Genomic DNA, 25357 nt, shown 5'->3' on the forward strand with positions numbered 1-25357 from the left:
TCTTAAGATGAAATTACTGATAGTTGAAGACGAACCAAATCTGTTGTCGATATTGCGTAAAGGATTTGCAGAAAATAATAATGAAGTAAGCGTAGCAATGGACGGTAAAACGGCCATGGAGATGATTCATAATTATACTTTCGATGTCGTAATTTTAGATGTAATGCTTCCTGATGTTAACGGAATTGAAATTTGCAGAAGACTTCGCGCAGCAAAAAACTTCGTGCCTATTTTGCTTTTAACGGCTTTAGGAACCTCAGAAAATATTGTGACAGGACTTAATGCCGGCGCCGATGATTATTTGGTTAAGCCTTTTAAATTTGGCGAATTAGATGCGAGAGTTAATGCGCTGTACAGAAGATCGCAGCAGGAAACAGAAAAAATCGATACGATTACAATTGGTGATTTAGAAATAAACGGACGCGCCAAAACCGTTAAGAGAAACGGTGAAAACATTATACTAACAGCTAAAGAATTTAAACTTTTATACTATTTGGCCAAAAATACAGGCCGCATCGTTTCTCGCGATCAAATTTTGGATAATGTTTGGGATATTAATTTTGATATGAATACCAATGTTGTCGACGTATATATTACCTACTTAAGAAGAAAAATAGATAAGCCTTATTCGACCAAACTTATTCATACTATGAAGGGGTTGGGGTATGTTATAAAACCATAATATGGATATTAGAAAAAAGATTACTTTTAATTACGTTGCCCTTTCTACCTTTAGTACATCGCTATTGTGCATCATTGTTTTCTTCTTGTTTAGAGAAAACAATCGATATCACTTTTTAAAGCGTCTAGATGATAGGGCAAAAATTGTGTCTTCTATTCATTTTCAAAAAGATCCAGAAAAGATCAAATATTATAAAAACCTTAAAAAGAACGGTCTTGAAGAATTGATCGAAGAAGAGGAATATGTATTAAAAATCAACAGTCATAATAGTTTTGATTATAACACAAACCTCAATCTTCCGAATACGTTTTATACCAATATTTTAAAAACAGGAAAAGACTCTTTCGAGAGAGATAATAAATATTATTTAGGACAGATTTTCCAAGAAAATAATCAGAAATATATTGTCATTGTTGGCGCTAGAGACCGTAAAGGAAAAGATACAACCGTTTATATTGTCAAAATTATGCTTTTTGGTGGAATCGGTTTTGTGATTCTCGCTTTCCTTTTAGGACGGTTTTTAGCCAAACGTGTCATAAATCCTGTAGCTAGAATTACAAAAGAAGTAAAAAGAATCAGCGCTTCTAATCTTCATAATCGATTGCCCGAAGTTAAAAATTCAGATGAAATATCCGATTTGACCAATACTTTCAACAATATGTTAGATCGTTTGGAAACTTCTTTCGAAATACAAGCAAACTTTATTAATAATGCTTCTCACGAATTAAAAACGCCAATAACCACCATTATTGCCGAAGCAGAAATTATGCTGCTTAAAGAGAGAGAAAAAGAAGAATATGTAGAATCGTTACAAAATATCTACAGTCAGGCTTCAAAATTAGGAAATCTTACAGAAAGCCTTCTGAAACTAACACAGACGGGTTATGATGGACAAAAACAAGTGTCTGATGTTGCCCGAATGGACGAATTATTATTAGATGTAAAATCGGATCTGGACAAGATTTATCCAGACAACCGAGTAAGCGTTCGACTTAATTTTGCTCCAGAAGATTCCAATTTGCTATTGCTACCGTGCAATAAACCGCTTTTAGAATTGGCGATCAATAATATTATTACCAATGGCGTAAAATATTCAGATAATAATGAGGTTTTTGTGAGCCTTTCGGCTAATAAAGAAATGATTAAAATAACGATTAACGATATCGGAATCGGAATTCCGCCAGAAGATATCCCGCATTTATACGAACCTTTCTTTAGAGGAAAAATTGCGGCTAAATATATTGGATATGGTTTAGGGCTTCCTCTGGCTTCAAAAATCATTCGAATGCATGACGGTGAACTTCAAGTGCAGTCGGAACAGAATAAAGGTACCATCGTTACGATTACCTTTCAAAAATCCAACATTAAAAAATCTAATGTTTAATTTTAGAAAATTCTAATTTTAGATTAATAAAGGTCTAATTTGCGGATAGTTGTTTTGTAAGTATAAACTAAAAGAATATACTTATGAAAAATTTTCTTATACCTACAACTTTAAAAGATGATACAATCTCGGCTGTTAAATCTGCTGTAAATCAGTCTAAAAATGCGGAATCAGAAATTATTTTAGTACTAGTTTCAGAAGCTCCCGATACTTTTTCTTCTTCAGGATTTTTAAGAGAAATGAAATCTGGGCTTACCAAAAGTCAGGAAGAAGTTCTAGAAACCTGCCGATATATTGTTGACCACACTTCAAATATTAAATTAAAAGTTCACACCCAATACGGACTTTCAGCTCCAATTTTTAAAAGATTGATAGAGGTTTTTGCTGTAAAATTGGTCATTCTTACTCATTCTTATAAACAAGAAACCAAAAGAATTCATCAATATCTGGTGCAATTGGCAGGAAATCAGAAATGTCCGATTCTGCATTTAAGCACAGAAATTAATAAAGAGGTTTTCCATAAAGCACTTTATGTAGAAAATTCGAGTATGAACATTCATGTAAAAGACGTACAAGAATTTTTAAGCGCCAATTTCTCTTTCGAAATTGTAAGTCAGACAGCCAGTTTTGAAGATAACTACGAAAATGTCGCTCCATTATTATCAGAAGCCATTTCAAAACACAACATAGATATGTTGGTTGAAACTAGAAAAGGCGAAAAAATCAAATTTAAAAAATCGAAAAAAGAAAACGTCAATGAAAAATTAGGACTTCCTGTTCTTTCATTGTACGAAGAGATGGTTTGATTTCTAAGGTTCTAAGTTTCTGAGGCTCTAAGCTTTTAATTTTTAGCCTTAGAAGCTTAGAAGCTCAGTCCCTTAGCCCCTTTAAAAAAAAATTAATTTAAATCCGAAAATATGTTATTAAAGAAAAGAATACCAATGAAGTACGTTCTCGGGAAAATTAAAGTAGAAATTGCTCTGGTACTGGCTTATACCGTACTGTTTGAAATATTTCATCATTATTTTGTTACACTTCCCGTAGATATTCCGATAGCGATTCCGACCATGATCGGAACTATTATTTCGCTACTATTAGCTTTTAAGTCGAATCAGGCCTACGACAGATGGTGGGAAGCCAGAATTGTTTGGGGAGCAGTTGTAAACGACTCTCGAACCTTGATCCGTCAGGTTTTAACGTTTTACGAAGATCCAGATTATTCTATTGAAGCGAGCGAGTTTAAAGAAAAATTTGCCAAAAGACAGATTGCATGGTGTTATAGTTTAGGAGAATCTCTTCGAAAAAGAGATGCCATAAAACCACTCGAAGGTTTGATGAGTGAAGAGGAAATTAATTATATAAAAAACCATCAAAATGTTCCTAATGCCATTTTAATGTTGCATGCGAGAGATTTGAAAAATGCAAAAAATGATAAACGATTCAACATGTATCAGCAAGTTGAAATTGACAATACTTTATCAAGACTTTGTGACGAAATGGGGAAGTGTGAGCGAATTAAAAACACCATTTTTCCAACTACTTATAGCATGTATACTAGATTAACGCTGTGTTTGTTCATTCTGTTATTGCCATTTGGTTTAACAAGCGTATTAAGTTGGTTTGCCATTCCGTTGATTACGGCAATTGGAGGAGCTTTCTTTTTGATCGAGAGAATGGCGATTCATTTGCAGGATCCGTTTGAGAACAGGCCAAGCGATACGCCAGTTACGGCAATTGCAAATACGATTGAGAAAAATATCAAACAAATGCTGAATGAATATCAAAGCGAATTTGATATTCTAAACGAATTTCACTTAAACGACGAACCTAAGAAAGTCGAAAAAGACGCTTATTTTGTCTTGTAAGGAATTAATTTTGGTCTTCTTTTAATTGTTGGCTGGACAGTGAGTAGTTGCACTGTCCAGTTTTTTTATGTCATTGCGAGGAACGAAGCAATCACGCTAACAATAATACGCAAAGTTTGATTTAGCAAATGAGCTTCGTTCCTCACAATGATAAATCGCTATAACTGCTTCTTAGCTAGCATTCCCAACGTCTGAATCGCAGTTCTCAATTCATTAGACCACGGCAAACCAAAACTCAATCGCATACAGTTTGAAAACTGATTTTGGAATGAAAAAATCCTTCCCGGAGCTATACTGATGTTATGTTTTAAAGCCAGATGATAAAAAGCCGCTGTATCAATTTTTTTATCCAATTCTACCCAAAGAAAAAAACCGCCTTGTGGCTGGCTCACTTTGGTTCCTGCAGGAAAAGATTCTAAAACGGTATTGATGTAATTGGTACAGTTTCGATTCAGAATTTGGCGAATTTTTCTCAAATGATTTTCATAACGGCCATTTTTTAAGAAATCCCCAACTACTTCATGGGTAATTGTCGTTGAAGAAATAGTATGGTACAATTTGGTTCTTAAAATCTCCTTTTTAAATTTTCCTGGCGAAACCCAGCCTACGCGATAACCTGGCGCCAGCGTTTTAGAAACCGAACTGCAGCACAAGACAATCCCACTTTCATCATAAGTTTTGCAATTTGTCGGTCGGCTTGAGCCAAAGTACAAATCGCCATGAATATCATCTTCAATTAAAGGTACATTATAAAAATCCATTAAACGGACAATTTCCTTTTTATGCTCATTAGGCAGCATACTTCCCGACGGATTACTGAAATTAGGCATCAAAACACAAGCCTTTACTTTATTAGAAGAAAGTGTTTTTTTAACGGCTTCCAATTCAATTCCAGTAGTCATATTGGTTGGAAGTTCCATTACATACAAGCCTAAAGATCTTGCCAGTTGCAGGATTCCAAAATAAACTGGACTTTCTGTAATAATGGTATCTCCTGGTTTTGTCAATGTTAGTAAACAGTCAGAAATAGCCGAAATACAGCCTGGAGTTGTAATAATATCTTCTTCGGTAATAGAACCGCCCCAAGTAAAAGACCAGCGCGCAATTTCTTTTCGTAAATTACTATTTCCTTCAATTTCCTCGTAACTCGTACCGCTGTTGGGCAATTGGCGCATGGCCTGAACCATTCCTTTATTGAGTTTCGCAATTGGAAGCAATTCATTAGACGGAAAACCAAGTGAAAGCATCGTAACATCTTTCGTTCGCATATCGCCGTAAACCAAATCGATTAAATCTTCTCGTTCAATATTTTCAAGGCTTAAACGAGGTTTGCTCGCAGAAGGTTCTGCAATTATTCTGGCTGAAATATTACTCACATAATAACCTGATTGTGGACGAGATTCTATCAGCGAACGGCTTTCAACTTCGTAATACGCTTTGCTAACCGTACTCATGCTGTAGCCAGTTTCGGCGCAAACTTCGCGTATAGACGGTAGTTTGTCGCCTACATTTAGAACGCCCGATTTAATCTGCTTTTCGATTCGATCGGCAAATTGAAGATATAAGTAGCTGGAATTTTTCATTAGAAAATAAAACTGTTATGCTGCAATTTACAAAAACTGTATCTGTATTGCTGTTTTATTTTTAAGAAATTTGCTTTTTCAAAAGCAAAATACTTCAAAAACAATTTTTGTGAAAACAACAAAGTACTATATCGCGGCAATTTCGGCCTTTATTACGTGGGGACTTTTCAGTTTGGTTTTAAAACCAATTCATGAATATCCATCATTAGATATTTTGTTTTTCCGTGTTTTTAGCTGTGCTGTTTTAATGCTTCTAATTGCTTTTCTATTCAAAAGAAAACAAATAAAAGAAACAATTGAAATCTTCAAAGCTTTACCAAAAGCAGAAAAAAGAAAATCGATTCTGCTGAATATTGGCGGAAGCGCCTTTTTGATGGCAAACTGGTTCACTTTTATTTATGTTGTCAATCACGTTAGCGTAAAAGCGGCTTCGCTGGCGTATCTTGTTTGTCCAATTCTGACTACTTTATTGGCTTATTTTATATTACACGAAAAATTGCTCAAAACACAATGGCTTTCTGTTGGATTAAGTATTTCGGGCTGTTTGTTGCTTTCTTACAGTGATATTATGGATATGTTTTTCAGTATCATTATTGGTCTGACTTATGCAGCTTATTTAGTAAGCCAGCGTGCCAATAAAGGGTTTGATAAGTTTATAGTTCTTACTTTCCATATCACATTAGCAGCAATAGTTTTATTGCCTTTTTATCCAGCTTATTCAGGACCGGTTCCAACAGAATTCAAATTTTATTTCTGTATCGAAACGATTGCAATCGTATTTACAATAGTGCCGCTTTTCTTAAACCTGTACGCGCTTTCAGGAATTAATTCGTCAACGGTGGGGATGTTGCTGAATATAAATCCGATGATCGCTTTTGGATTGGCGGCCTTTGTTTTTAAAGAAAATATTACCCCTTTGCAAATCACAGCATACGGTATCATTTTTACCGCAGTGTTAGTTTTTAATTCGCATCATATTTTTGCGATAAAGCAAAAAATGACCTCAATATCCAAGGGTTCTTAATTCTTAGTTTTCATATTTTTTATTGGTTTAAAATCGAAAATTATCAGAATCTTAACAGGATGTTTAAACAGGAATGAGTATTTTTCATTCCTGTTTTTTTATGCAAAAAAGCGTAAAAAGAATAGCCACGAATTCACGAATTATTTTAGAAAAAGTAAATAAATAAAAATTAGTGAATTCGTGGCGGAAAAAAAAACTAAAACCGAACCCCTATTGATATGAAAAATACCAAACTTCAAGCCTTTACTCCGTTATTTTATTTAGTGTGGTCAGACGATTTGCTGACGCAGAAAGAATTTTCGACTTTAAAAGATTTTATTCATTCGCTAAGCGTTTTATCAGAAGAAGACAAAGAATATTTGCTTTCTAAAGTCGATATTTCAAATCCGCCTTCGCGAAATGAACTCACACAATGGAAATCGGATATTGAAAAAAGTATTCAGGATACATCAACTATAAAATCGATTTTTGACATTGCAAAAGCACTTTCAGCTGGAGAATTGGATTTAACTCCGATAGAAAAAGATTTTGTAAAACTCGAAAATGATTTAGGGATTTTAGGAGAAGAAGCACTTCAAAACTTCAAAACCAAAGCAGGTTCTTTTACAGCCAATTCACAAACCAATGCCAGTTTTGATATTCAGAAAATCACACAGATTTTAGACGGAAAAGAAGCGGCCATTATTGAAAAAGTAAAATCCGTTATTTCGAGACCTGAATTTGCTTATGAAACTTCTACCGATATTAATGTTTTTAGAGAAACCGTTTACAAATGGTGTAAGATTCTAGCCGATGAAAATCTCGGAAGCATGGCGTATCCGAAAGAATATGGCGGAGGAGGAAATATTGAAGATTATTTCGCCATTATGGAAACGCTAAGTTACCACGATTTAAGTTTGGTAATTAAATTTGGTGTTCAGTTTGGACTTTGGGGAATGAGCGTTCAATCTTTAGGAACCGAAAAACATTATGCTAAATATTTAAAAGATATTGGTTCTCTGAAACTTCCAGGCTGTTTTGCCATGACCGAAACCCATCACGGATCGAACGTTAAAGGTTTGGAAACAACTGCAACTTACAATCACGCAAATCAAACTTTTACCATTCATACGCCAAATAAAAATGCGCAGAAAGAATATATTGGCAACGCAGCAGTTCACGGACAGGCTGCAACCGTTTTTGCTAAACTAATTATAGACGATCACGATTATGGCGTAAATGCATTTGTGGTTCCGTTGCGAGATCCAAACGGAAATGTAGTAAACGGAGTAACCATTGGCGATTGCGGTCATAAAATGGGATTAAATGGCGTTGATAACGGAACAATCAGTTTTGATAATGTCGTGATTCCGAAAGAAAATATGCTGGATCGTTTTGCTTCTGTGAATGAAAAAGGCGAATTTGAAAGTCCGATTCCGAGTGATAATAGACGATTTTTTACGATGTTAGGAACTTTGGTGGGAGGTAGAATCGGAATTCCGCGTTCGGCTTTAGCAGCAGCGAAATCAGGATTAACGATTGCCATTCGCTACAGCGATCAAAGAAGACAATTTGGCCCAGAAGGCGGTTCTGAAGTTCCGATTTTAAATTACAGAATGCATCAGCGCAGATTATTGCCACATTTGGCTAAAACTTATGCTGTTCATTTTGCTTTACAATATTTGACTAATAGATTTTTAAACAGAACCGAAGCTGAAATGCAAGAAATTGAAGCTTTGGCGGCCGGAATGAAATCGTATTCTACTTGGAGTACGAGAGATATTTTGCAGGAATGCAGAGAAGCGTGTGGCGGAAAAGGCTATTTGTCTGAAAACCGAATCGATGCGCTTAAAAACGATACAGAAATCTACACGACTTTTGAAGGCGATAATACGGTTTTGATGCAATTGGTGGCTAAAAATCGTCTGGCAGAATTCAGAAAATCATTTGGAGAAATGGGGTCATTGGGCATTATCAATTATGTTTATGAAAATGCCAAAACAGCGATTGCAGAGAAAAACCCAATTGCAACTCGAAAAACAGACGACGAACATCTTTTAGATGGAGAATTTCATCTTCAAGCATTTGTTCACAGAGAAAAAACAATTTTGGCTTCAGCGGCGAGACGTATCAAAAAATTGATCGATGGCGGATTAGAACCTTATGATGCCTTTAATGTCGTACAGCATCAGATGATAGATGTGGCTCAGGCTTATTTGGAGCGAATTGTTTTAGAGCAATTCCAGATCGGGATTAAAGCGGTTGAAGATGAATCATCAAAAGCGATTTTGACCAAATTGAGTCAATTGTATGCGCTTTCTCAGATCGAAAAAAATAAAGCTTGGTACTTGGAAGACGGTTACATGGAAGCAGTAAAAACTAAAGCAGTCCGCAAAATGGTCAATCAGCTTTGCTGGGACATTCGTCCAGATGCTGTAGCGCTCGTAAATGCGTTTAATATTCCAGAAAGCTGTTTGTCGGCGCCGATTGCAGCGCATTTATAGTTGGAAAAAAAGACTTTTAAGAAATGATTTCGGTTTGGATTTATTTCATTCCGAAATCATTTTATTTATAGCAGATCCAGTTTTGTGATTTGATAATTTATAAACGGTATTTAAATCACACCCATTTTTAGTACATTTTAACCACTATTAAATAATTCATATTTTATATTTTCGCTTTGCTATATTTGTAATTCTTTTATCTAAAATCGCTTTGAAAAAATATTATTTATTTCTGTTTCTTATTATAAACTTTTCGCTTTCTGCAACTGAGCGTACAGATGTTATTTTAAAAGAATTAAATGAGGCGATCAAAAATAAACAGCATTACGTTAAGATTAAAGAAGAACGAATTCTGAATTTTAAGAAAATCAAATCAGATAATCTTACGAAAGAGCAGGAGTACAATTTCAACAAAACGCTATATTTTGAATATCAGAAATTAAACTCAGATTCGGCTATTCAGTATGTAAAGAAGAATCTCAAGATTGCTGAAGAACTTCAGAATAAAGAATTCTTCAATTTAGCGCAATTACAACTCGTAACGCTTTATTCTTCTTCAGGAAAATATCGCGAATCTGAAGCGATTCTAAAAAGTATAAACAAGAAAAACTTAGAGCCGTCTTTACTTCCAAATTACTATGTTTCTTATCGCGAGTTTTTTGAGCATTACGCCGCAAACAGTTACAGTGTAGAATATAGAAATCAGATTGGCAAGTATCGAGATTCGTTATTGGGGGTTTTAAATCCGAGTACTTTAGAATATCAGATTAACAGAATCCAGCAGGATATTTTCAACAGAAAATTTGATAAGACTAAAAAACAGCTGCTAACTTTACTAGAGAAAACAAAAGAAGAAAGTCCGCAATACGCAATGATTACCTATTTATTAGGAAAAATTGCTGAAGCTACACATAAGATAGAATTAAGAAAAAAATACTACGCGCTTTCGGCTACATCAGATATTAAAAATGCCAATAAAGATAATGCTTCGCTGCAAGAACTAGCTTTGGTTTTTTATGAAATTGGCGATGTCGATATGGCGTATAAACTCACGCAATCTGCCATTGAAGACGCTCTTTATTGCAATGTTCAGTTTAGAACTTTGCTCATGTCAGAAGTATATTCGATTATCAATACCGTTTATTTGGAGCGTGAAGCACAGAGAAAAAGTGAATTAAAGGTTTATCTGCTTTGCATTAGTCTGCTTTCGCTGTTTTTACTCGTTGCGATTATTTACGTGTACAAACAGATGAAAAAGGTTTCGAGAATAAGAACCGAACTTTATGAAACGAGTCAGAAACTGGCAGAATTAAACAAAGATATTACAGAAACCAACAGCCAACTTCAGGAAAGTAATCTGCAATTGTCTGAATCTAATTTGGTTAAAGAAGAATATATTGCGCATTTTTTCAATCTTTGCTCGACTTACATCAACAAGCTAGAAAATTATCGCATTATCTTAAACAAAAAAGCTACAGCTAAACAATTTGACGAAATTTATAAAATTTTAAAGTCAACTACTTTGGTTGATAATGAGTTAGAAGAATTGTACAAGAACTTCGATATTATCTTTTTAAATCTATATCCAACCTTTGTCAAAGATTTCAACGCCTTATTAATTCCAGAAGAACAAATCGTTTTAAAACAAAATGAATTGCTGAATACAGAACTTAGAATTTTTGCCTTAATCAGACTCGGAATTACAGACAGTGTTAAAATAGCGGCATTTTTACGTTATTCTTTAAGTACAATTTACAACTACCGTACAAGAGCTCGAAATAAGGCTGCAGTTTCGCGAAATGATTTCGAAGAAATGGTCATGAAAATCGGTTCTATGGCTTTGAAAGCATAAATATTTATTTTAAATCTACTACTTTTTTTGGTGCTTTAAATTTGTTAAATAATTTAAAATCAATGTTTTGTGTTTTTAATTCACTACTTTTTTCTATCTAAAAATGTAACGTGAACGATAACGTTTTAGTTTTACAATATGATAAAAAAAGATTTTCGTTAAGAAGATTTCCCTATTATAACTAATGCTTTAATAATTACTGTTATGTTAAAAAACGTTAAAACAATTGTTGTTTTACTTTTACTAAGTTCTTTGGGAGCCAATGCCCAGAACAAAGTTCCTGTTTATCTAGATGATAAAAAACCGATCGAAGAGCGTGTAGAAGATGCGCTTAAGCGAATGACTACCGAAGAGAAAATTGCCATGATTCATGCGCAGTCTAAATTTAGTTCTCCAGGTGTAAAGCGTCTTGGAATTCCAGAAAACTGGATGACCGACGGACCGCACGGAATTCGTACAGAGGTAAAATGGGACGAATGGGATCAGGCAGGATGGACAAACGATTCTTGTATTGCTTTTCCAGCACTTACAGCACTTTCATCAACTTGGAACAAAGAATTAGCTTCTTTATATGGTAAATCTATTGGAGAAGAAGCACGTTTTCGTAACAAAAACGTATTATTAGGGCCTGGTGTAAACATTTACAGAAGCCCATTAAATGGCCGTAACTTCGAGTATATGGGAGAAGATCCGTTTTTGGCTTCAAAAATGGTAGTTCCTTATATTAAAGGAGTTCAAGCAAATGGAGTTGCTGCTTGTGTAAAACACTTCGCATTAAACAATCAAGAAACAAATCGTAACTCAGTTAATGTAATCGTTGACGATCGCGCGTTGTACGAAATCTATCTTCCTGCTTTTAAAGCTGCAGTCCAAGAAGGTGATGTTTGGTCGATTATGGGGTCTTACAACAAGTATAAAGGACAGCAATGCTGCCACAACGAATATTTGTTAAACGATATTCTTCGCGGAGAATGGGGTTTCAAAGGAGTTGTAGTTTCAGACTGGGGTGGAGTTAATGATACGAAACAAGCGATTCACAATGGTTTGGATATGGAATTCGGTTCTTGGACAAACGGTCTTTCTTGGGGAACAAGCAATGCTTATGACAACTATTATTTAGCAAAACCATATTCTGAAATGATCAGAAAAGGTGAGGTTGGAACAAAAGAATTAGATCAAAAAGTGCGTGGTATTTTACGTTTATCTTTCTTGACTACAATGGATAGAAATCGTCCTTTTGGTTCTTTCGGAACAGAAGAACACGCTTTAGCTGGCCGTAAAATCGCTGAAGAAGGAATCGTTTTATTACAAAACAACAATAATATTTTACCAATCAATCTTTCTAAAACAAAAAAGATTGCTGTAATTGGAGAAAATGCTATCAAAATGATGACTGTAGGTGGAGGAAGTTCTTCGCTTAAAGCAAGATACGAAATCACACCGCTTGAAGGTTTAAAGAAAAGAATCGGAAACCAAGCTGAAATCGTTTATGCAAGAGGTTATGTAGGAGATCCTACAAGTAACTATAACGGAGTTGTAGCTAAAGTAAGTTTAGAAGAAAAACGTTCTCCTGCAGAATTAACTGCTGAAGCTTTAAAAGTAGCGAAGGATGCTGATATCGTTCTTTTTATTGGAGGTTTGAACAAAAGCCCTAATCAAGATGACGAAGGACACGATCGTAAAGAATTGAATTTGTCTTACGGTCAAGATAAATTAATTAGCGAATTGGCGAAAGTAAACAAAAACATTGTTTTTATAAATATTTCTGGAAATGCTGTGGCAATGCCGTGGGTTAAAGAAGTTCCAGGAATTGTACAAGGATGGTTTTTAGGAACTGAAGCTGGAAATGCTTTAGCAAATGTTTTGGTTGGAGACGTAAATCCTTCTGGAAAATTATCTTTCACTTTCCCAGTAAAATTAGCTGATAATGGAGCTCACGCTTTAGGAGAGTTTCCGGGTGGAGATGACGTAAAATACAATGAAGGAATTTTTGTGGGTTACCGTTGGGCAGACAAAAACAAAATCAAACCGCTATTCTCTTTTGGTCACGGTTTAAGCTACACAACTTTTGCTTACGGAAAAGTAACAGCAGATAAAAAACAAATTAACGCAGGAGATAAAATTACATTCTCGGTTAATGTAAAAAATACAGGAAGCAGAGAAGGATCTGAAGTGGTGCAATTGTACATTACAGATGTGAAATCTTCATTGCCTCGTCCGATAAAAGAATTAAAAGGTTTTGAGAAAGTGGCTCTTAAAGCTGGAGAAGAAAAAACAGTAACGTTTACAGTTGACAAAGCGGCTTTAAGTTTCTTCGACGATAAAAAACATGACTGGGTTGCAGAACCTGGTGATTTTGAAGCGATTATTGGCGCTTCATCAACAGATATAAAATCTAAAGTGAATTTCTCACTTAAATAGTTTTTATTTCTAAACTTTGGTTGGTTTGTAGAGCTGCAAGTGTAAAAATTTGCAGCTTTATTTTTAATTTAGTTTTTACCATTAAGATATTAAGAAAATTAAGGTTTGCGTGTAAAAAGATTTTTGGATATTTAAGTTTCGAGCTTAATGAAACTTAACAGGCTAAAAAAGATTTATTTAGTTCCAACTTAATTTTCTTAATCGCTTAATGGTTCAAAAATTATTGTAAAATTTAAATTATATGAAAAAAAATGTACTTGGTATAATGTTGCTTTTTTTAGCACAAAACCTTTCTGCACAAACTTTGAGTAAAATGCAATGGTTTAACGAACCTGAAAAATGGGAAATTAAAAACAATGCATTAATCATGAATGTTACAGCAAACAGCGATTATTGGAGAATTTCGCATTACGGATTCACAGTAGACGATGCTCCGTTTTACTACGCCAATTATGGAGGAGAGTTTGAGGCAAAAGTAAAATTGACAGGAAACTACATCGCTCGTTTTGACCAAATGGGTTTGATGATTCGTATTGATGAGAAGAACTATATTAAAACTGGAGTAGAATTTGTTGACGGAAAATTTAACGTTAGCACCGTTGTAACACACAATAAAAGTGATTGGAGTGTTACAACTTTAGAAAAAGTGCCTCCTTTTATTTGGATTAAGGCCGTAAGAAGATTAGATGCCGTCGAAATTTTCTATTCTTTTGACGACAAAAACTACATCATGACCAGAAACGCGCCTTTGCAAGATAACGCACCAGTTATGATTGGTTTAATGGCTGCTTCTCCTGATGGAAAAGGCTTTGAAGCCAAATTTGAAAACTTCACTGTAAAACATTTGCCAGACCAGAGAAGAGCAGAATGGCTGAAGAATCACCAATAGAATTTTAGATTTCTGATTTTAGATTTTAGATTGAAACTAGTAATAAAAATTCCAATTTTTTAAATTCCAAATTCCAAAAAAAAGAGCGTAGCGATTTTTTTGGAAAAATCTAAAATCTAAAATCTAAAATCTAAAATCTAAAATCTAAAATCTAAAATCTAAAATCTAAAATCTAAAATCTAAAATCTAAAATCTAAAATCTAAAATCTAAAATCTAAAATCTAAAATCTACAACTAACTTAACTTAACCAAACATAAATGAGTTCAATTTCATCTGATATTAAACCAAAAAAACATTACGAAATTCTGGACGGACTGCGTGGTGTTGCAGCGATTTTAGTAGTCGCATTTCATATTTTTGAAGCTTTTGCAGGCGGAAATCGTTTTGTGCAAATTATAAACCACGGATATCTTGCTGTCGATTTCTTTTTTCTTTTATCTGGATTTGTTGTGGCGTATGCCTACGACGATCGCTGGGGAAAAATGGGGCAGTGGGAGTTTTACAAACGCCGATTAATCCGTCTTCAGCCCATGGTGATTATGGGAATGATCATTGGCGCTATATTTTATTATTTTCAAGCTTCAGATATCTTGTTCCCAATGATTGGAGGAATGGAAGTCTGGAAAGTAATTTTAACCATGGTAATCGGATTTACGTTATTGCCAATTCCGCCTTCTTTAGAAATTAGGGGCTGGGGCGAAATGCATCCTTTAAATGGTCCAGCATGGTCACTTTTCTTCGAATATATTGCAAACATTTTGTACGCCTTAATCTTCCGTAAATTTTCGAATAAAGTACTATCGGTTTTTGTACTAATATTTGCCGGACTATTAATTAATTATACCGTTTTCGGACCAAAAGGAGACGTAATCGGCGGATGGTCATTAAATTTAGAGCAACTGAATGTCGGTTTTACGCGTCTATTGTATCCGTTTTTTGCTGGAGTTTTATTGTGCCGTTTAGGAAAATTAATTCATGTGAAAAATGCTTTTTGGATCTGCAGTATTCTAATAACAATTGTTTTAGCCGTACCAAGATTTGGAGATGAAAATAGTCTTTGGATGAATGGTTTATACGAATCAATTGCTATTATTTTCATTTTTCCTCTTATCGTTGCAATTGGAGCAGGAGGAGAGATTAAAAATGAGTTTTCGCTTAAAATCTGTAAACTTTTAGGAGATATTTCGTATCCAATTTATATCACACATTATCCGTTAATATATTGGTTTACCGCTTGGGTTGTAGACAATAAAGTGACTATGGCAAATGGATACTTGGAAGGAATCGGAGTTTTGATTGTAAGCATCGTACTCGCTTTTGTATGCTTAAAATTATACGACGAACCAGTTAGAAGCTGGCTTGTGAAAAAGTTTCAAACAAGACAAGTTGTTGGGGAAGTGACAAAGTAACAAAGAGACAAAGAAACAGAGAATAAGGCTTTGTAACTTTCGACCTTTGAAAATTATAGATATTCAAAAGGGATAAACAGTTAAGTTTATCCCTTTCTTTTTTATGTGACAAAGATACAGAGTTGCAAAGTAAAAAAACTTTGCCACTTTGTATCTCTGCAACTTTGTCCCTTACTCTAAAACCAATTGCCCTAAAGCTTCTTTACTGAAACCTTTCAATTCATCTGTTTTTCCAGCTTTAATTTTAGCAACCCAATTCGGATCTGATAAAAGCGGTCTTCCAACAGCAACCAAATCAAAATCGCCTCTGTCGAAACGTCTGTTTAATTCTTCCAACGAAGTTGGCTCAGAACTTTCTCCAGCAAAAGCACCAAAGAAATCGCTTGAAAGTCCAACAGAACCAACCGTAATAGTTGGCGCTCCAGTTACTTTTTTAGCCCATCCTGCAAAGTTTAAATCTGAATCTTCAAATTCTGGTTCCCAAAAACGACGTTGTGAAGCGTGAATAATGTCAACTCCAGCATCAACAAGAGGAGTAAGCCAAGCTTCTAATTCCTGTGGATTTTTAGCCAGTTTATAATTATAGTCAGAAGGTTTAAATTGAGAAAAACGCATGATAACTGCAAAATCATTTCCCACTTGTTTTCTCACTTCTTTGATAACTTCAATAGCAAAACGATTACGCTCAGGCAATGTTTTTCCGCCATAAATATCTTCACGAAGATTCGTTTCAGCTCTAAAGAATTGATCAATTAAATAACCGTGCGCACCGTGAATTTCGACCGTGTCAAAACCTAATCTTTTAGCATCGGCCGCAGCTTTACCAAAAGCTAGAATAGTATCTTCAATATCTTTTTCGGTCATAGAAACTCCGTTTCTAAAATCTGGACGGTTTAATCCAGACGGACCTTCAAATGGAACTGGCGGAACCCATCCAGAATGATGGTTGTCCATAATTCCCATATGCCAGATCTGCGGTCCCATTTTTCCGCCCGCAGCGTGAACTTCGTCAATAACTTTTTTCCATCCGTTTAAAGCTAATTCACCATGAAAATGCGGAACATTAGCATCGTTAGAAGAAGATTTTCTGTCGATAACAGTTCCTTCAGATAAAATTAAACCAACTTCACCTTCAGCTCTTTTTTGGTAGTAAGCCGCTACGTCGTCAGTCGGAACTCCGTTTGGAGAAAAAGAGCGCGTCATTGGCGCCATTACGATTCGGTTTTTCAGATTTAACGATTTTAAGTTAAATCCAGAAAATAGGTTGTTTGTACTCATAGTAATTTTACAAATTAGATTGAATTAATTTACTAAGTGCTTCAAAGGCACCTTCGTTACGTTTATAATAAGTCCATTGTCCAACACGTTTGGCTTCAATAAAACCAGCGCGTTGTAAAATAGACAGGTATTCGGATACTGTCGATTGTGTTAAACCAGCCTTAGCCTGAATCTGCCCAACGCAGACACCATGCTCAAAACCAGCATGTTCAAGCTGTCCCGGAAAGTTAATTTCGGGTTCTTTTAACCATTCCAGCATTTGTAATCTGGATTTGTTCGAAAGTGCTTTAAAAATTTCTATCGTTTCCATGCTGCAAATATATCGACTTTTCCCGATATGACAATTTCCCGATATGCTTTTGTGATAATTTTATGATTGTGAAAGATTAATTTAGCATTAAAAACAAAGAAATTTTATATTTGCTATGAGAATTAATCTCGCAAAGTCGCAGAGAGAATTAAACCATATAAGTCATATAAGCTATTTAAGTTTTACCTAAAATGAACTTATATGACTTATATGGTTAAGAAAAAAACTTAGCGTCTTTGCGACTTTGCGAGAAATTCGTCCCACAATCTAAATAAACTTAATAATGAAAAAAACTTTACTTATTGCGGCATTTTTATGCTGTGTAATTACTAGTTCGAATGCACAAGTAGTAGGAACAGACATTGGCGACATCGCTCCAGAAATCGATCTTCCAGACACAAAAGGAGAAAAAATAGCGCTTTCTTCTTTAAGAGGTTCTTTGGTTTTAGTTGACTTTTGGGCTTCTTGGTGCGGACCTTGCATAAAAGAACAGCCGTTATTAGTAAAACTGCACAATGCTTATCCAGATAAATTATCGATCTACGGCGTTTCTATGGATACCAAAAAGCCATTGTGGACAGGAGCCATCGCAAAAGGAAAATTACCGTGGACAAACGTAAGCGATTTAAAATACTGGACTTCGCCAGTCGTTGGAGATTATATGTTGCAATCTGTTCCATTAAATTTCCTAGTAGACAAAAACGGAATCATAATAGCGAAAAACATTCACGGACAAGCCTTAGAGGATAAGATAAACAGCTTGTTGCAGTAATTTAATTAAACCATATAAGCAATATAAGTACATTTTAAGCCAAACTTAAATTATCTTATATTGCTTATATGGTTAAACTATCTTCCCAATTGGAATTTGGAATTTTAAGTTTTGGGATTTTACATTAAGACTCCTTAATAACTTTCTTTACACCTCCAAAACTAGTTTTCAGCATTTCTCTAATCTGAAACTGCGTTTTGGTTCCTGATGCATTTTTCCAATCTTTGAGATCAAAAATATGAATCTGATCTGCGTAAGGATTCGTAAGAAATGAAATTCTCGAAATCGTATATTTATAGTATTTCAGTTCGTGAGACACATGTCGATTTGGAACAACGATTAATATGTTTTCCCAATTCAAAAAGTCTTTCGGAACATCTTTTCTTTCTAATAATCCTAAAGATTCAAAAAAAGCAGTAATCTTCTGATCATTAAGCTTGCTAATCTTATGATCGAGGTTTTTAAAAGTCGTTTGGAGTCTATTTTCGTTAATAATAGTACTCATACTGTAATTGCTTTTTTATGATTTAAATATAAAATTACATCAAAAGAAAATCATTTTTAAATCTAAAGCCATTAGATTCATTCTAAATTTTAAAACCCCTTCTAGAAGCATTTGTTATGAATGAGTTATCACATTTTGATAAAATACTATTAATGTTTGTTCTCTAAAAGCCTTATTTTTATCGCTATCTGATTTTACTAACAATCCTACTATGAAAACCGCCCTTACTCAAAAAACATTTCTTTGCTTTTTATTCTTTTGTTCATTCCATTTATTGGCTCAAAATAAATCGGCAAGAGAACTTATTTTAATTGATAAAGACTGGCGGTTTTCATTCGGGCATTTATATGATACCAAAAAAGATTTCGGTCATGCAGAAGGCTATTTTTCGTATTTAACCAAAACTGGATTCGGCGACGGACCAGCTGCAAAAGACTTTGACGACCGAGCTTGGAGAAAGTTAGATCTGCCGCACGATTGGGCGGTCGAACAGCCTTTTAGCGAAAGCGCGAGTTTCAGTCATGGATTTAAAGCAGCAGGAAAGAACTATCCAGAAAAAAGTATCGGCTGGTACAGAAAAAAAATAACGATTCCGAATGAGGATTTAGGGCGTATTATTTCTTTAAAGTTCGATGGCGTTTTCAGAAATTCAAAAGTCTTTTTTAACGGATTTTATTTAGGAACGCATGAAAGTGGCTACAACGGATTTGAATACGATGTAACAGCTTACGTTAATTATGGAGGCGAAAACACGATTGTAGTTCGCGTAGATGCTTCGATGGAAGAAGGTTGGTTTTATGAAGGTGCGGGGATTTACAGACATGTTTATTTGCAGAAGACGAATCCTATTCATGTAGCTCAAAACGGAACTTATATAACTTCAGAAATCAATAATGATAATGCTTTAATTACTGCAGAAGTAAAACTGGAAAATAAAGGTCGTTTTAAAGGAAATGTTGAAATAAAACAAACCATTTTAGATGCTTCTGGAAAAGAAGTAACAGTAAATTCTGAAAATGTTTCGGCTCCTGAATTTTATAGAACAAATTCGTACTCATCAAAATTAAATGTCAAAAATCCGCTTTTGTGGGATATTGATTCGCCGAATTTATATCAGTTAGTTACAGAAATAAAAAGTGAAGGAAAGGTTATTGACGAGTATAAAACTTCATTCGGAATTAGAACTATAAAATTTGATCCAGAAAATGGCTTTTTCCTTAACGGAAAACCAGTAAAATTAAAAGGAACTAATAACCATCAGGATCATGCGGGAATTGGAACGGCTTTGCCAGACGAACTTCAATATTATAGAATTAAAAAACTGAAAGAAATGGGATCGAATGCCTATCGCTGTTCGCATCATCCTCCAACTCCAGAATTGTTAGAAGCTTGCGACAAATTGGGAATGCTGGTTATTGATGAAACCCGTTTAATGGGGATTAACGAATATCATTTAAATGATTTGCAGCAAATGATGGAACGCGATCGCAATCATCCGAGTATTTTCTGCTGGTCGGTAGGTAACGAAGAATGGCAGATTGAAGGTGGCATTACTGGTGAAAGAATTACCAACGTCATGCAGGATTTTGCTAAAAGCATTGATCCGACAAGGCCTGTTACAGTAGGAATCAGCAGCGGATTTAAAAGCGGAATTTCTTCTATAGTTGAAATTATGGGCTATAATTATTTAGGAAACGGAGATATTGATGCGCATAGAAATCAGTTCAAGAATCAGCCAGGAATGGGAACCGAAGAAGGTTCGACTTTTGCAACTCGTGGCATTTATTTTACAGATGATGCCAAACATTATCAAAGTGCTTACGATAAAAAACCGCGTCCGACATTTTATAGTATTGAAGAAGGCTGGAAATTTTATGCGGAAAGACCTTATTTAGCAGGAATGTTTATCTGGACAGGTTTTGATTATCGCGGAGAGCCAACTCCTTACGGCTGGCCATCTGTAACGTCGTATTTCGGAATGATGGATGTTTGCGGTTTCCCGAAAGACAATGTTTTTTATCTGAAATCGTGGTGGGGAAAAGAACCTGTTCTGCATCTTTTGCCCCATTGGAATTGGAGCGGAAAAGAAGGGCAGGAAATCGATGTTTGGGCATATTCTAATTGCGATGAAGTAGAACTTTTTCTAAACAAAAAGAGTTTAGGAAAAAAGAAAATGCAATTAAATAGCCATTTAGAATGGAAAGTAAAATATGAAGCAGGAACTTTGGAAGCTATTGGTTATAAAAACGGTAAAAAAGTCTTGACAGACATTCAGAAAACAACTGGAAAAGCAGAAAATATTAAGCTTTCTTTAGATAAAGAAAATGTATTGAAAGGAAATGTTTCGGTTTTAACGGTCGAAGTTACAGATAAGAATAATTTACATGTTCCTACAGCAAATGATGAAATTACGTTTTCTATAAAAGGAGGAAAAATTTTAGGAGTAGGAAACGGCGACCCAACTTCTTTAGAAAGTGATCAGTTTATTGATGACATAGGCTTGGTTGCTATAACTAATTTTAAAGAACAAAAAGAAACAAATGCTTCTTTGCCTCAGCAATTGCCGAATTATTCTGAAAACGAATGGACAGAAGCTTTTAAAGATCGCGATTATAAAAAACAAGCTCCGTCGTATGTTTACAAAGGAGAATTTGATTTAAAGAATAATTCGATTTCAAATGTTGTAAGTTTCTTTTATAAAAAGATAGGAGTAGAGACAGTCGTTTTTGTTAACGGAAATAAAGTAGAACCAAGTAAAGAAGATGCTCAAAAATATATTTTGAATGCATCTATTCTAAAAAAAGGAAAAAATACAATCCACATCGCAGCAACTCCATTACAAAAAATAAAAGACTGGGACGTAATGAACACAGATCCAGGAATTGTTCAGGTAATTACGCCCGCAGAATCTTGGAAAAGAAAGCTTTTTAATGGTTACGCTCAAATCATTATTCAGAAAGAAGAAAATGCCAAAGAAGTTGTTTTAAGCGCTTCCGCGAAAGGTTTAAAAAGCAGTTCTATTGTAGTGAAGTAGTTTGCCGCAATATTAAACCATATAAGTCATATAAGTTCATTTTAGACCAACTTAAATTATCTTATATGACTTATATGGTTTAAATAAAAAATATTGTTTGATTTTCATAACTTTGCAAAATGAATAATCAGACCGATATGCAGAATTGCGATTTTACTTCAGATTTAAAAATGAAGGGTTTTAAAGTTTATCCTATAAATGGAGACTTCAGTAAAGTTCCTGTTTACAGCCGAAGAGACTTTTATAAAATCTGCATCAATACCAGCAAAAGCATTATACAATACGCTGACCGCGGAATAGAAACCGACGGAACGATTCTGTTTTTTGGCAATCCGATTATTCCGTATTCTTGGGAGACGGTTTCGGAAAAATTTGAAGGTTATGCCTGCGTTTTTACGGAAGAATTTTTTAAAACCAAAGACCGATCAGAAACACTTCACGAATCGCCTTTGTTTAAAATAGGCGGAACTCCAATATTTACTTTAAATACTGAACAAAAGGTGTTTATCGATTCTTTATTTCAAAAAATGATTGAAGAATACGAAACCGATTATGCATTCAAAGACGACTTAATGCGCAGTTACGTCAATCTGATTATTCACGAATCAATGAAAATGCAGCCTTCAGAGAATTTCTTTAAACATAAAAATGCTTCTTCGAGAATTACTTCTTTGTTTTTAGAATTATTAGAAAGGCAATTCCCAATAGAAACTAAAGATCAGCCTTTAGTATTAAAGACGCCGCAAGATTACGCGCAAAGTCTTTCTGTGCATGTTAATCATTTAAATCGTTCTGTAAAAGAAGTTACCGGAAGACCAACGACGGCTCATATTACCGAAAGAGTCATCAACGAAGCCAAAGCTTTATTGCAGCACACCGATTGGAGTATTTCAGACATTGGCTACTCGCTTGGATTTGAATATCCGAGTTATTTTAATAATTACTTTAAAAGGCTTACAGGAACGGTTCCGAAATCGCTTCGAATGTAAATTGTTTCAATTTCTTAATTTTTTGTTTGAATATTGTTATTTCGGCATTGTAGTATTGTGCTACATTTGCCCTGAAATAACAACGAATCTTTGTATCAGTTTTCGAATGACTAAATAAACACTTCATAAGGCGATGTCAGCTTTACCGTTTAGTTTTAAATTTTGATTACAACCTAACATATACATTTTTAACGAATTAATTAAAATAAATTCTCATTCGAAAGGAGATTCAATACGTTGGTTATTTTACTGAAATAAGTATCAATAAAATTCAAACAAATTATTAACCCGAAAAACAACGAAATTATGTCGACACAATTCACAGCCGTAACAGAAGAAGGTAAAGTTCCAAACACTTATATGACAGGTGAGGTGTCATATAAAAAACAAACTAGTGAAATTCACCCCGAAAACACTACTATCAAAGACGTTTCTTTCGAGCCTTGCTCAAGAACCAACTGGCACAGTAATGCAAGTCTTCAGCTCATTATTGTAACGCAGGGAGAAGGCTATTATCAAGAAAGAGGCGGAAAAATTAATCTATTGCAAAAAGGCCAGGTTTTAACGATTCTGCCAGGTATTGAGCATTGGTATGGAGCCACTCCAGAAAGTTCGTATTCGTACATCACAATCGTAACAGAAATTGATAAGGGCTCTGGAACTTGGTTAGAAAAAGTGACCGACGAAGAGTATTATTCTTTTAGCTACTAAGCTACTGAGGTTCTAAGTTGCTAAGGTTTTTTGTCGCGAAGATTTTTTGCCACTAAGTCCCTAAGACGCAAAGTTTTTTTAACTTTATGAGTGTAATTATTTGATAATTAAATTTTTATGATCTAATTAAGCTTTCGAAAAGAAAAATCTGTGTCAATCAGCTTTAATCTGTAATCCCGATAGCTATCGAGAGCGTGAAATTCTGCGTCTCGCAAAAACCAGAAACCTGAAACAAAATAACAAACTATAAAAAAATGGAAACAAAAAACGTAAAAGCCTTCGGTACAGAAGCTGCCGAAGCACCATTAAAAACTTTAGATATTAAAAGAAGAGAAGTTTTAGCGCATGACGTTGAAATCGAAATTTTATATTGCGGAATTTGTCACTCAGATCTGCATTCGGCTCGAAATGAATGGCATGGTACTATTTATCCGATTGTTCCAGGGCACGAAATTGTAGGTCGCGTTACAAAAGTAGGGGATCACGTAAAAGGATTTAAAGTGGGCGATTTAGCGGGAGTTGGTTGCCTTGTTGACTCTTGCAGAGAATGCGAGCATTGCAAAAACGATTTAGAGCAATTCTGCGACGAAGGAAATATTCAAACATTCAATTCGCCAGACAAACATTTAGGCGGACAAACGTATGGTGGTTACTCGCAAAGCATTACGGTTGATGAAAGCTTCGTTCTGCACATTTCAGATAAATTAGATCTTTCTGCTGTTGCTCCTTTATTGTGTGCCGGAATTACAACTTATTCTCCGTTAAAACATTGGAAAGTTGGTCCTGGTCAGAAAGTCGGAATCGTTGGAATTGGCGGACTTGGACACATGGGAATCAAAATTGCGAAAGCTATGGGTGCTCATGTGGTTGTTTTTACCACTTCATTATCTAAAACGGAAGATGCCAAACGTCTAGGTGCAGATGAGGTTGTTTTATCTACAGATGAAGCTCAAATGGCGCAGCATGCGAGAAGCCTAAACTTTATTTTAGATTGCGTTTCGGCTGAACACAATATCGATTCATACCTAAACTTACTTAAAGTAGACGGAACGCTTACTTTAGTTGGCGCTCCAATGGATCCGCTTCCTGTAACTTCTTTCAGTTTGATTTTAGGAAGAAGAAGTTTCTCAGGTTCACTAATTGGCGGAATCGCAGAAACTCAAGAAATGCTGGATTTCTGTGCAGAACACAACATTACATCAGATGTAGAAGTAATTGGTGTTAATGATGTAAACGACGCCTACGAAAGATTATTAAAAGGAGATGTTAAGTATCGATTTGTGATTGATATGGCTTCGTTGAAATAAGCGACAAAGTAACAAAGGTTTCTAAACTATTAAAACTTTGCCTCTTTGTCACTCTGCAACTTTGCAACTTTTAAAAAAAACAAAACCCCTCAAGCAATTCAACTCTTGAGGGGTTTATAGCAAAGATTTGAGGCTCTTAAATACTCAATAGAATCTTAGAGCCTAAGAATCTTGCTTTAAAAATAAATAATAACCAATTAAATTTATTTTACTTTTTGTCTAGGTTTTGTTTCAGCATTTTAGCGTGTTCCAAATGTGCTGTTAAACCTGCAATATTATTAGAAGCCCAAGTTCTTACTTCTTGATCGTTAGCATCTTTAGCGGCTTTTTCTAATTTTTTGATCGCTTTTTCGTGACCATCGATCATCATATCAGCAAATTTTTTGTCAAAATCTACACCCGATTTTTCGTTTAATTTATTGTATTCCTCTTGTCCTTCTTCCGTTAGAGTAGTTGGTAGAGTAAAGTTTTTTGCTTTTGCTAAAGCACTAACTTCAGAAGCCGATTTAGTGTGCTCATCAACAAGCATTTTACCAAATTTTTTCACTTCAGCGTTGGTACTTTTAGTCTGGGCCAGTTTACCAATTTCGATTTCAGCTAAATTAATTTCAGCTTGATCTACTAAAAATTCAGAATCATCTTCTTTGCTGTCAATAGAATCGAATTTTGCTTCGTTTGCATCTTCTGCAACTTCTTTAGGATCTTCTTGTTTGGTTTCATTTTTACAAGATTGAAGAGATAAGATAATAAGTCCTGCTCCTAAAATGGCTTGTCCGGCTAATAATAACTTTTTCATGATTTTAATAGTTTAAATGTTATGATGTAAAATTATTGAGAACCTGTAAGAAAAAATTACAC

Annotated in this window: 20 protein-coding genes; 15 read left to right on the plus strand and 5 right to left on the minus strand. The window is 34.9% G+C overall.

Going from position 1 to position 25357, the window contains the following annotated elements; genetic code table 11:
* The first annotated feature begins 7 nt into the window (after positions 1 to 7).
* The 4 genes from ACWA1F_RS06025 (at position 8) to ACWA1F_RS06040 (ending at position 3931) form a co-directional block, all read left to right on the plus strand.
* Positions 8 to 682 (plus strand): response regulator transcription factor, encoded by a 675-nt coding sequence (locus ACWA1F_RS06025; protein WP_306157844.1) that lies wholly within the window; start codon positions 8 to 10, stop codon positions 680 to 682.
* 1 nt (position 683) lies between these two features.
* Positions 684 to 2066, plus strand: a complete 1383-nt coding sequence (locus tag ACWA1F_RS06030; RefSeq protein WP_456892435.1) for a HAMP domain-containing sensor histidine kinase — start codon at positions 684 to 686, stop codon at positions 2064 to 2066.
* Between the two features lie 83 nt (positions 2067 to 2149).
* Positions 2150 to 2872: a hypothetical protein gene (locus tag ACWA1F_RS06035; protein ID WP_456892437.1), complete on the plus strand. Its 723-nt coding sequence runs from the start codon at positions 2150 to 2152 to the stop codon at positions 2870 to 2872.
* A gap of 111 nt (positions 2873 to 2983) precedes the next feature.
* Positions 2984 to 3931, plus strand: coding sequence for a bestrophin family protein (locus ACWA1F_RS06040; protein WP_456892439.1), 948 nt, complete (start codon positions 2984 to 2986; stop codon positions 3929 to 3931).
* A gap of 158 nt (positions 3932 to 4089) precedes the next feature.
* Here ACWA1F_RS06040 and ACWA1F_RS06045 read toward each other — a convergent pair whose 3' ends face one another.
* Positions 4090 to 5514 carry an aminotransferase-like domain-containing protein gene (locus ACWA1F_RS06045; protein WP_456892441.1) on the minus strand — a complete coding sequence of 475 codons (1425 nt, stop codon included), beginning with the start codon at positions 5512 to 5514 and terminating at the stop codon, positions 4090 to 4092.
* Positions 5515 to 5623: 109 nt separating this feature from the next.
* On the opposite strand from ACWA1F_RS06045, the gene ACWA1F_RS06050 reads away from it, so the two are divergent.
* The 6 genes from ACWA1F_RS06050 to ACWA1F_RS06075 all read left to right on the plus strand — a co-directional run bounded on the left by ACWA1F_RS06050 (position 5624) and on the right by ACWA1F_RS06075 (position 15593).
* A complete protein-coding gene (locus ACWA1F_RS06050) occupies positions 5624 to 6538 on the plus strand; it encodes an EamA family transporter (RefSeq protein WP_456892443.1) in 915 nt (304 codons plus the stop codon).
* 218 nt (positions 6539 to 6756) lie between these two features.
* On the plus strand, positions 6757 to 9021 hold the full coding sequence (locus ACWA1F_RS06055; RefSeq protein WP_456892445.1) for an acyl-CoA dehydrogenase family protein: 2265 nt from the start codon (positions 6757 to 6759) through the stop codon (positions 9019 to 9021).
* A gap of 211 nt (positions 9022 to 9232) precedes the next feature.
* Positions 9233 to 10873 carry a DUF6377 domain-containing protein gene (locus ACWA1F_RS06060; protein ID WP_456892447.1) on the plus strand — a complete coding sequence of 547 codons (1641 nt, stop codon included), beginning with the start codon at positions 9233 to 9235 and terminating at the stop codon, positions 10871 to 10873.
* Positions 10874 to 11077: 204 nt separating this feature from the next.
* The gene (locus ACWA1F_RS06065) at positions 11078 to 13294 is read left to right on the plus strand and encodes a glycoside hydrolase family 3 C-terminal domain-containing protein (protein ID WP_456892449.1); all 2217 of its coding nucleotides are present in this window, start codon (positions 11078 to 11080) and stop codon (positions 13292 to 13294) included.
* Between the two features lie 241 nt (positions 13295 to 13535).
* On the plus strand, positions 13536 to 14183 hold the full coding sequence (locus ACWA1F_RS06070) for a DUF1349 domain-containing protein (protein ID WP_456892451.1): 648 nt from the start codon (positions 13536 to 13538) through the stop codon (positions 14181 to 14183).
* 258 nt (positions 14184 to 14441) lie between these two features.
* Positions 14442 to 15593: an acyltransferase family protein gene (locus tag ACWA1F_RS06075; protein WP_456892453.1), complete on the plus strand. Its 1152-nt coding sequence runs from the start codon at positions 14442 to 14444 to the stop codon at positions 15591 to 15593.
* Between the two features lie 171 nt (positions 15594 to 15764).
* Here the strand turns inward: ACWA1F_RS06075 and ACWA1F_RS06080 are convergent, their stop codons facing one another.
* Together ACWA1F_RS06080 and ACWA1F_RS06085 are read right to left on the minus strand one after the other, a co-directional pair.
* Complete coding sequence (locus tag ACWA1F_RS06080; RefSeq protein ID WP_456892455.1) at positions 15765 to 16871, minus strand: NADH:flavin oxidoreductase; 1107 nt, start codon at positions 16869 to 16871, stop codon at positions 15765 to 15767.
* A gap of 7 nt (positions 16872 to 16878) precedes the next feature.
* Positions 16879 to 17181 (minus strand): ArsR/SmtB family transcription factor, encoded by a 303-nt coding sequence (locus tag ACWA1F_RS06085; protein WP_091496855.1) that lies wholly within the window; start codon positions 17179 to 17181, stop codon positions 16879 to 16881.
* 283 nt (positions 17182 to 17464) lie between these two features.
* Here ACWA1F_RS06085 and ACWA1F_RS06090 point away from each other — a divergent pair, with 283 nt between their 5' ends.
* Positions 17465 to 17953 carry a TlpA family protein disulfide reductase gene (locus tag ACWA1F_RS06090; protein ID WP_456892458.1) on the plus strand — a complete coding sequence of 163 codons (489 nt, stop codon included), beginning with the start codon at positions 17465 to 17467 and terminating at the stop codon, positions 17951 to 17953.
* Positions 17954 to 18077: 124 nt separating this feature from the next.
* Here the strand turns inward: ACWA1F_RS06090 and ACWA1F_RS06095 are convergent, their stop codons facing one another.
* Entirely contained in the window at positions 18078 to 18458 is a 381-nt protein-coding gene (locus ACWA1F_RS06095; RefSeq protein ID WP_306157871.1) for a hypothetical protein, read from the minus strand.
* Between the two features lie 211 nt (positions 18459 to 18669).
* On the opposite strand from ACWA1F_RS06095, the gene galA reads away from it, so the two are divergent.
* The 4 genes from galA (at position 18670) to ACWA1F_RS06115 (ending at position 24499) form a co-directional block, all read left to right on the plus strand.
* Positions 18670 to 21492 (plus strand): beta-galactosidase GalA, encoded by a 2823-nt coding sequence (galA, locus tag ACWA1F_RS06100; RefSeq protein WP_456892460.1) that lies wholly within the window; start codon positions 18670 to 18672, stop codon positions 21490 to 21492.
* Between the two features lie 119 nt (positions 21493 to 21611).
* Positions 21612 to 22481 carry a helix-turn-helix domain-containing protein gene (locus tag ACWA1F_RS06105; protein ID WP_456892462.1) on the plus strand — a complete coding sequence of 290 codons (870 nt, stop codon included), beginning with the start codon at positions 21612 to 21614 and terminating at the stop codon, positions 22479 to 22481.
* Between the two features lie 306 nt (positions 22482 to 22787).
* A complete protein-coding gene (locus ACWA1F_RS06110; RefSeq protein WP_456892464.1) occupies positions 22788 to 23192 on the plus strand; it encodes a cupin domain-containing protein in 405 nt (134 codons plus the stop codon).
* Positions 23193 to 23446: 254 nt separating this feature from the next.
* Positions 23447 to 24499, plus strand: coding sequence for an NAD(P)-dependent alcohol dehydrogenase (locus tag ACWA1F_RS06115; protein ID WP_456892466.1), 1053 nt, complete (start codon positions 23447 to 23449; stop codon positions 24497 to 24499).
* A gap of 208 nt (positions 24500 to 24707) precedes the next feature.
* Here ACWA1F_RS06115 and ACWA1F_RS06120 read toward each other — a convergent pair whose 3' ends face one another.
* On the minus strand, positions 24708 to 25295 hold the full coding sequence (locus ACWA1F_RS06120) for a DUF4142 domain-containing protein (protein ID WP_306157880.1): 588 nt from the start codon (positions 25293 to 25295) through the stop codon (positions 24708 to 24710).
* Between the last annotated feature and the right edge of the window lie 62 nt (positions 25296 to 25357).

The sequence above is a fragment of the Flavobacterium erigeronis genome (assembly GCF_054075165.1).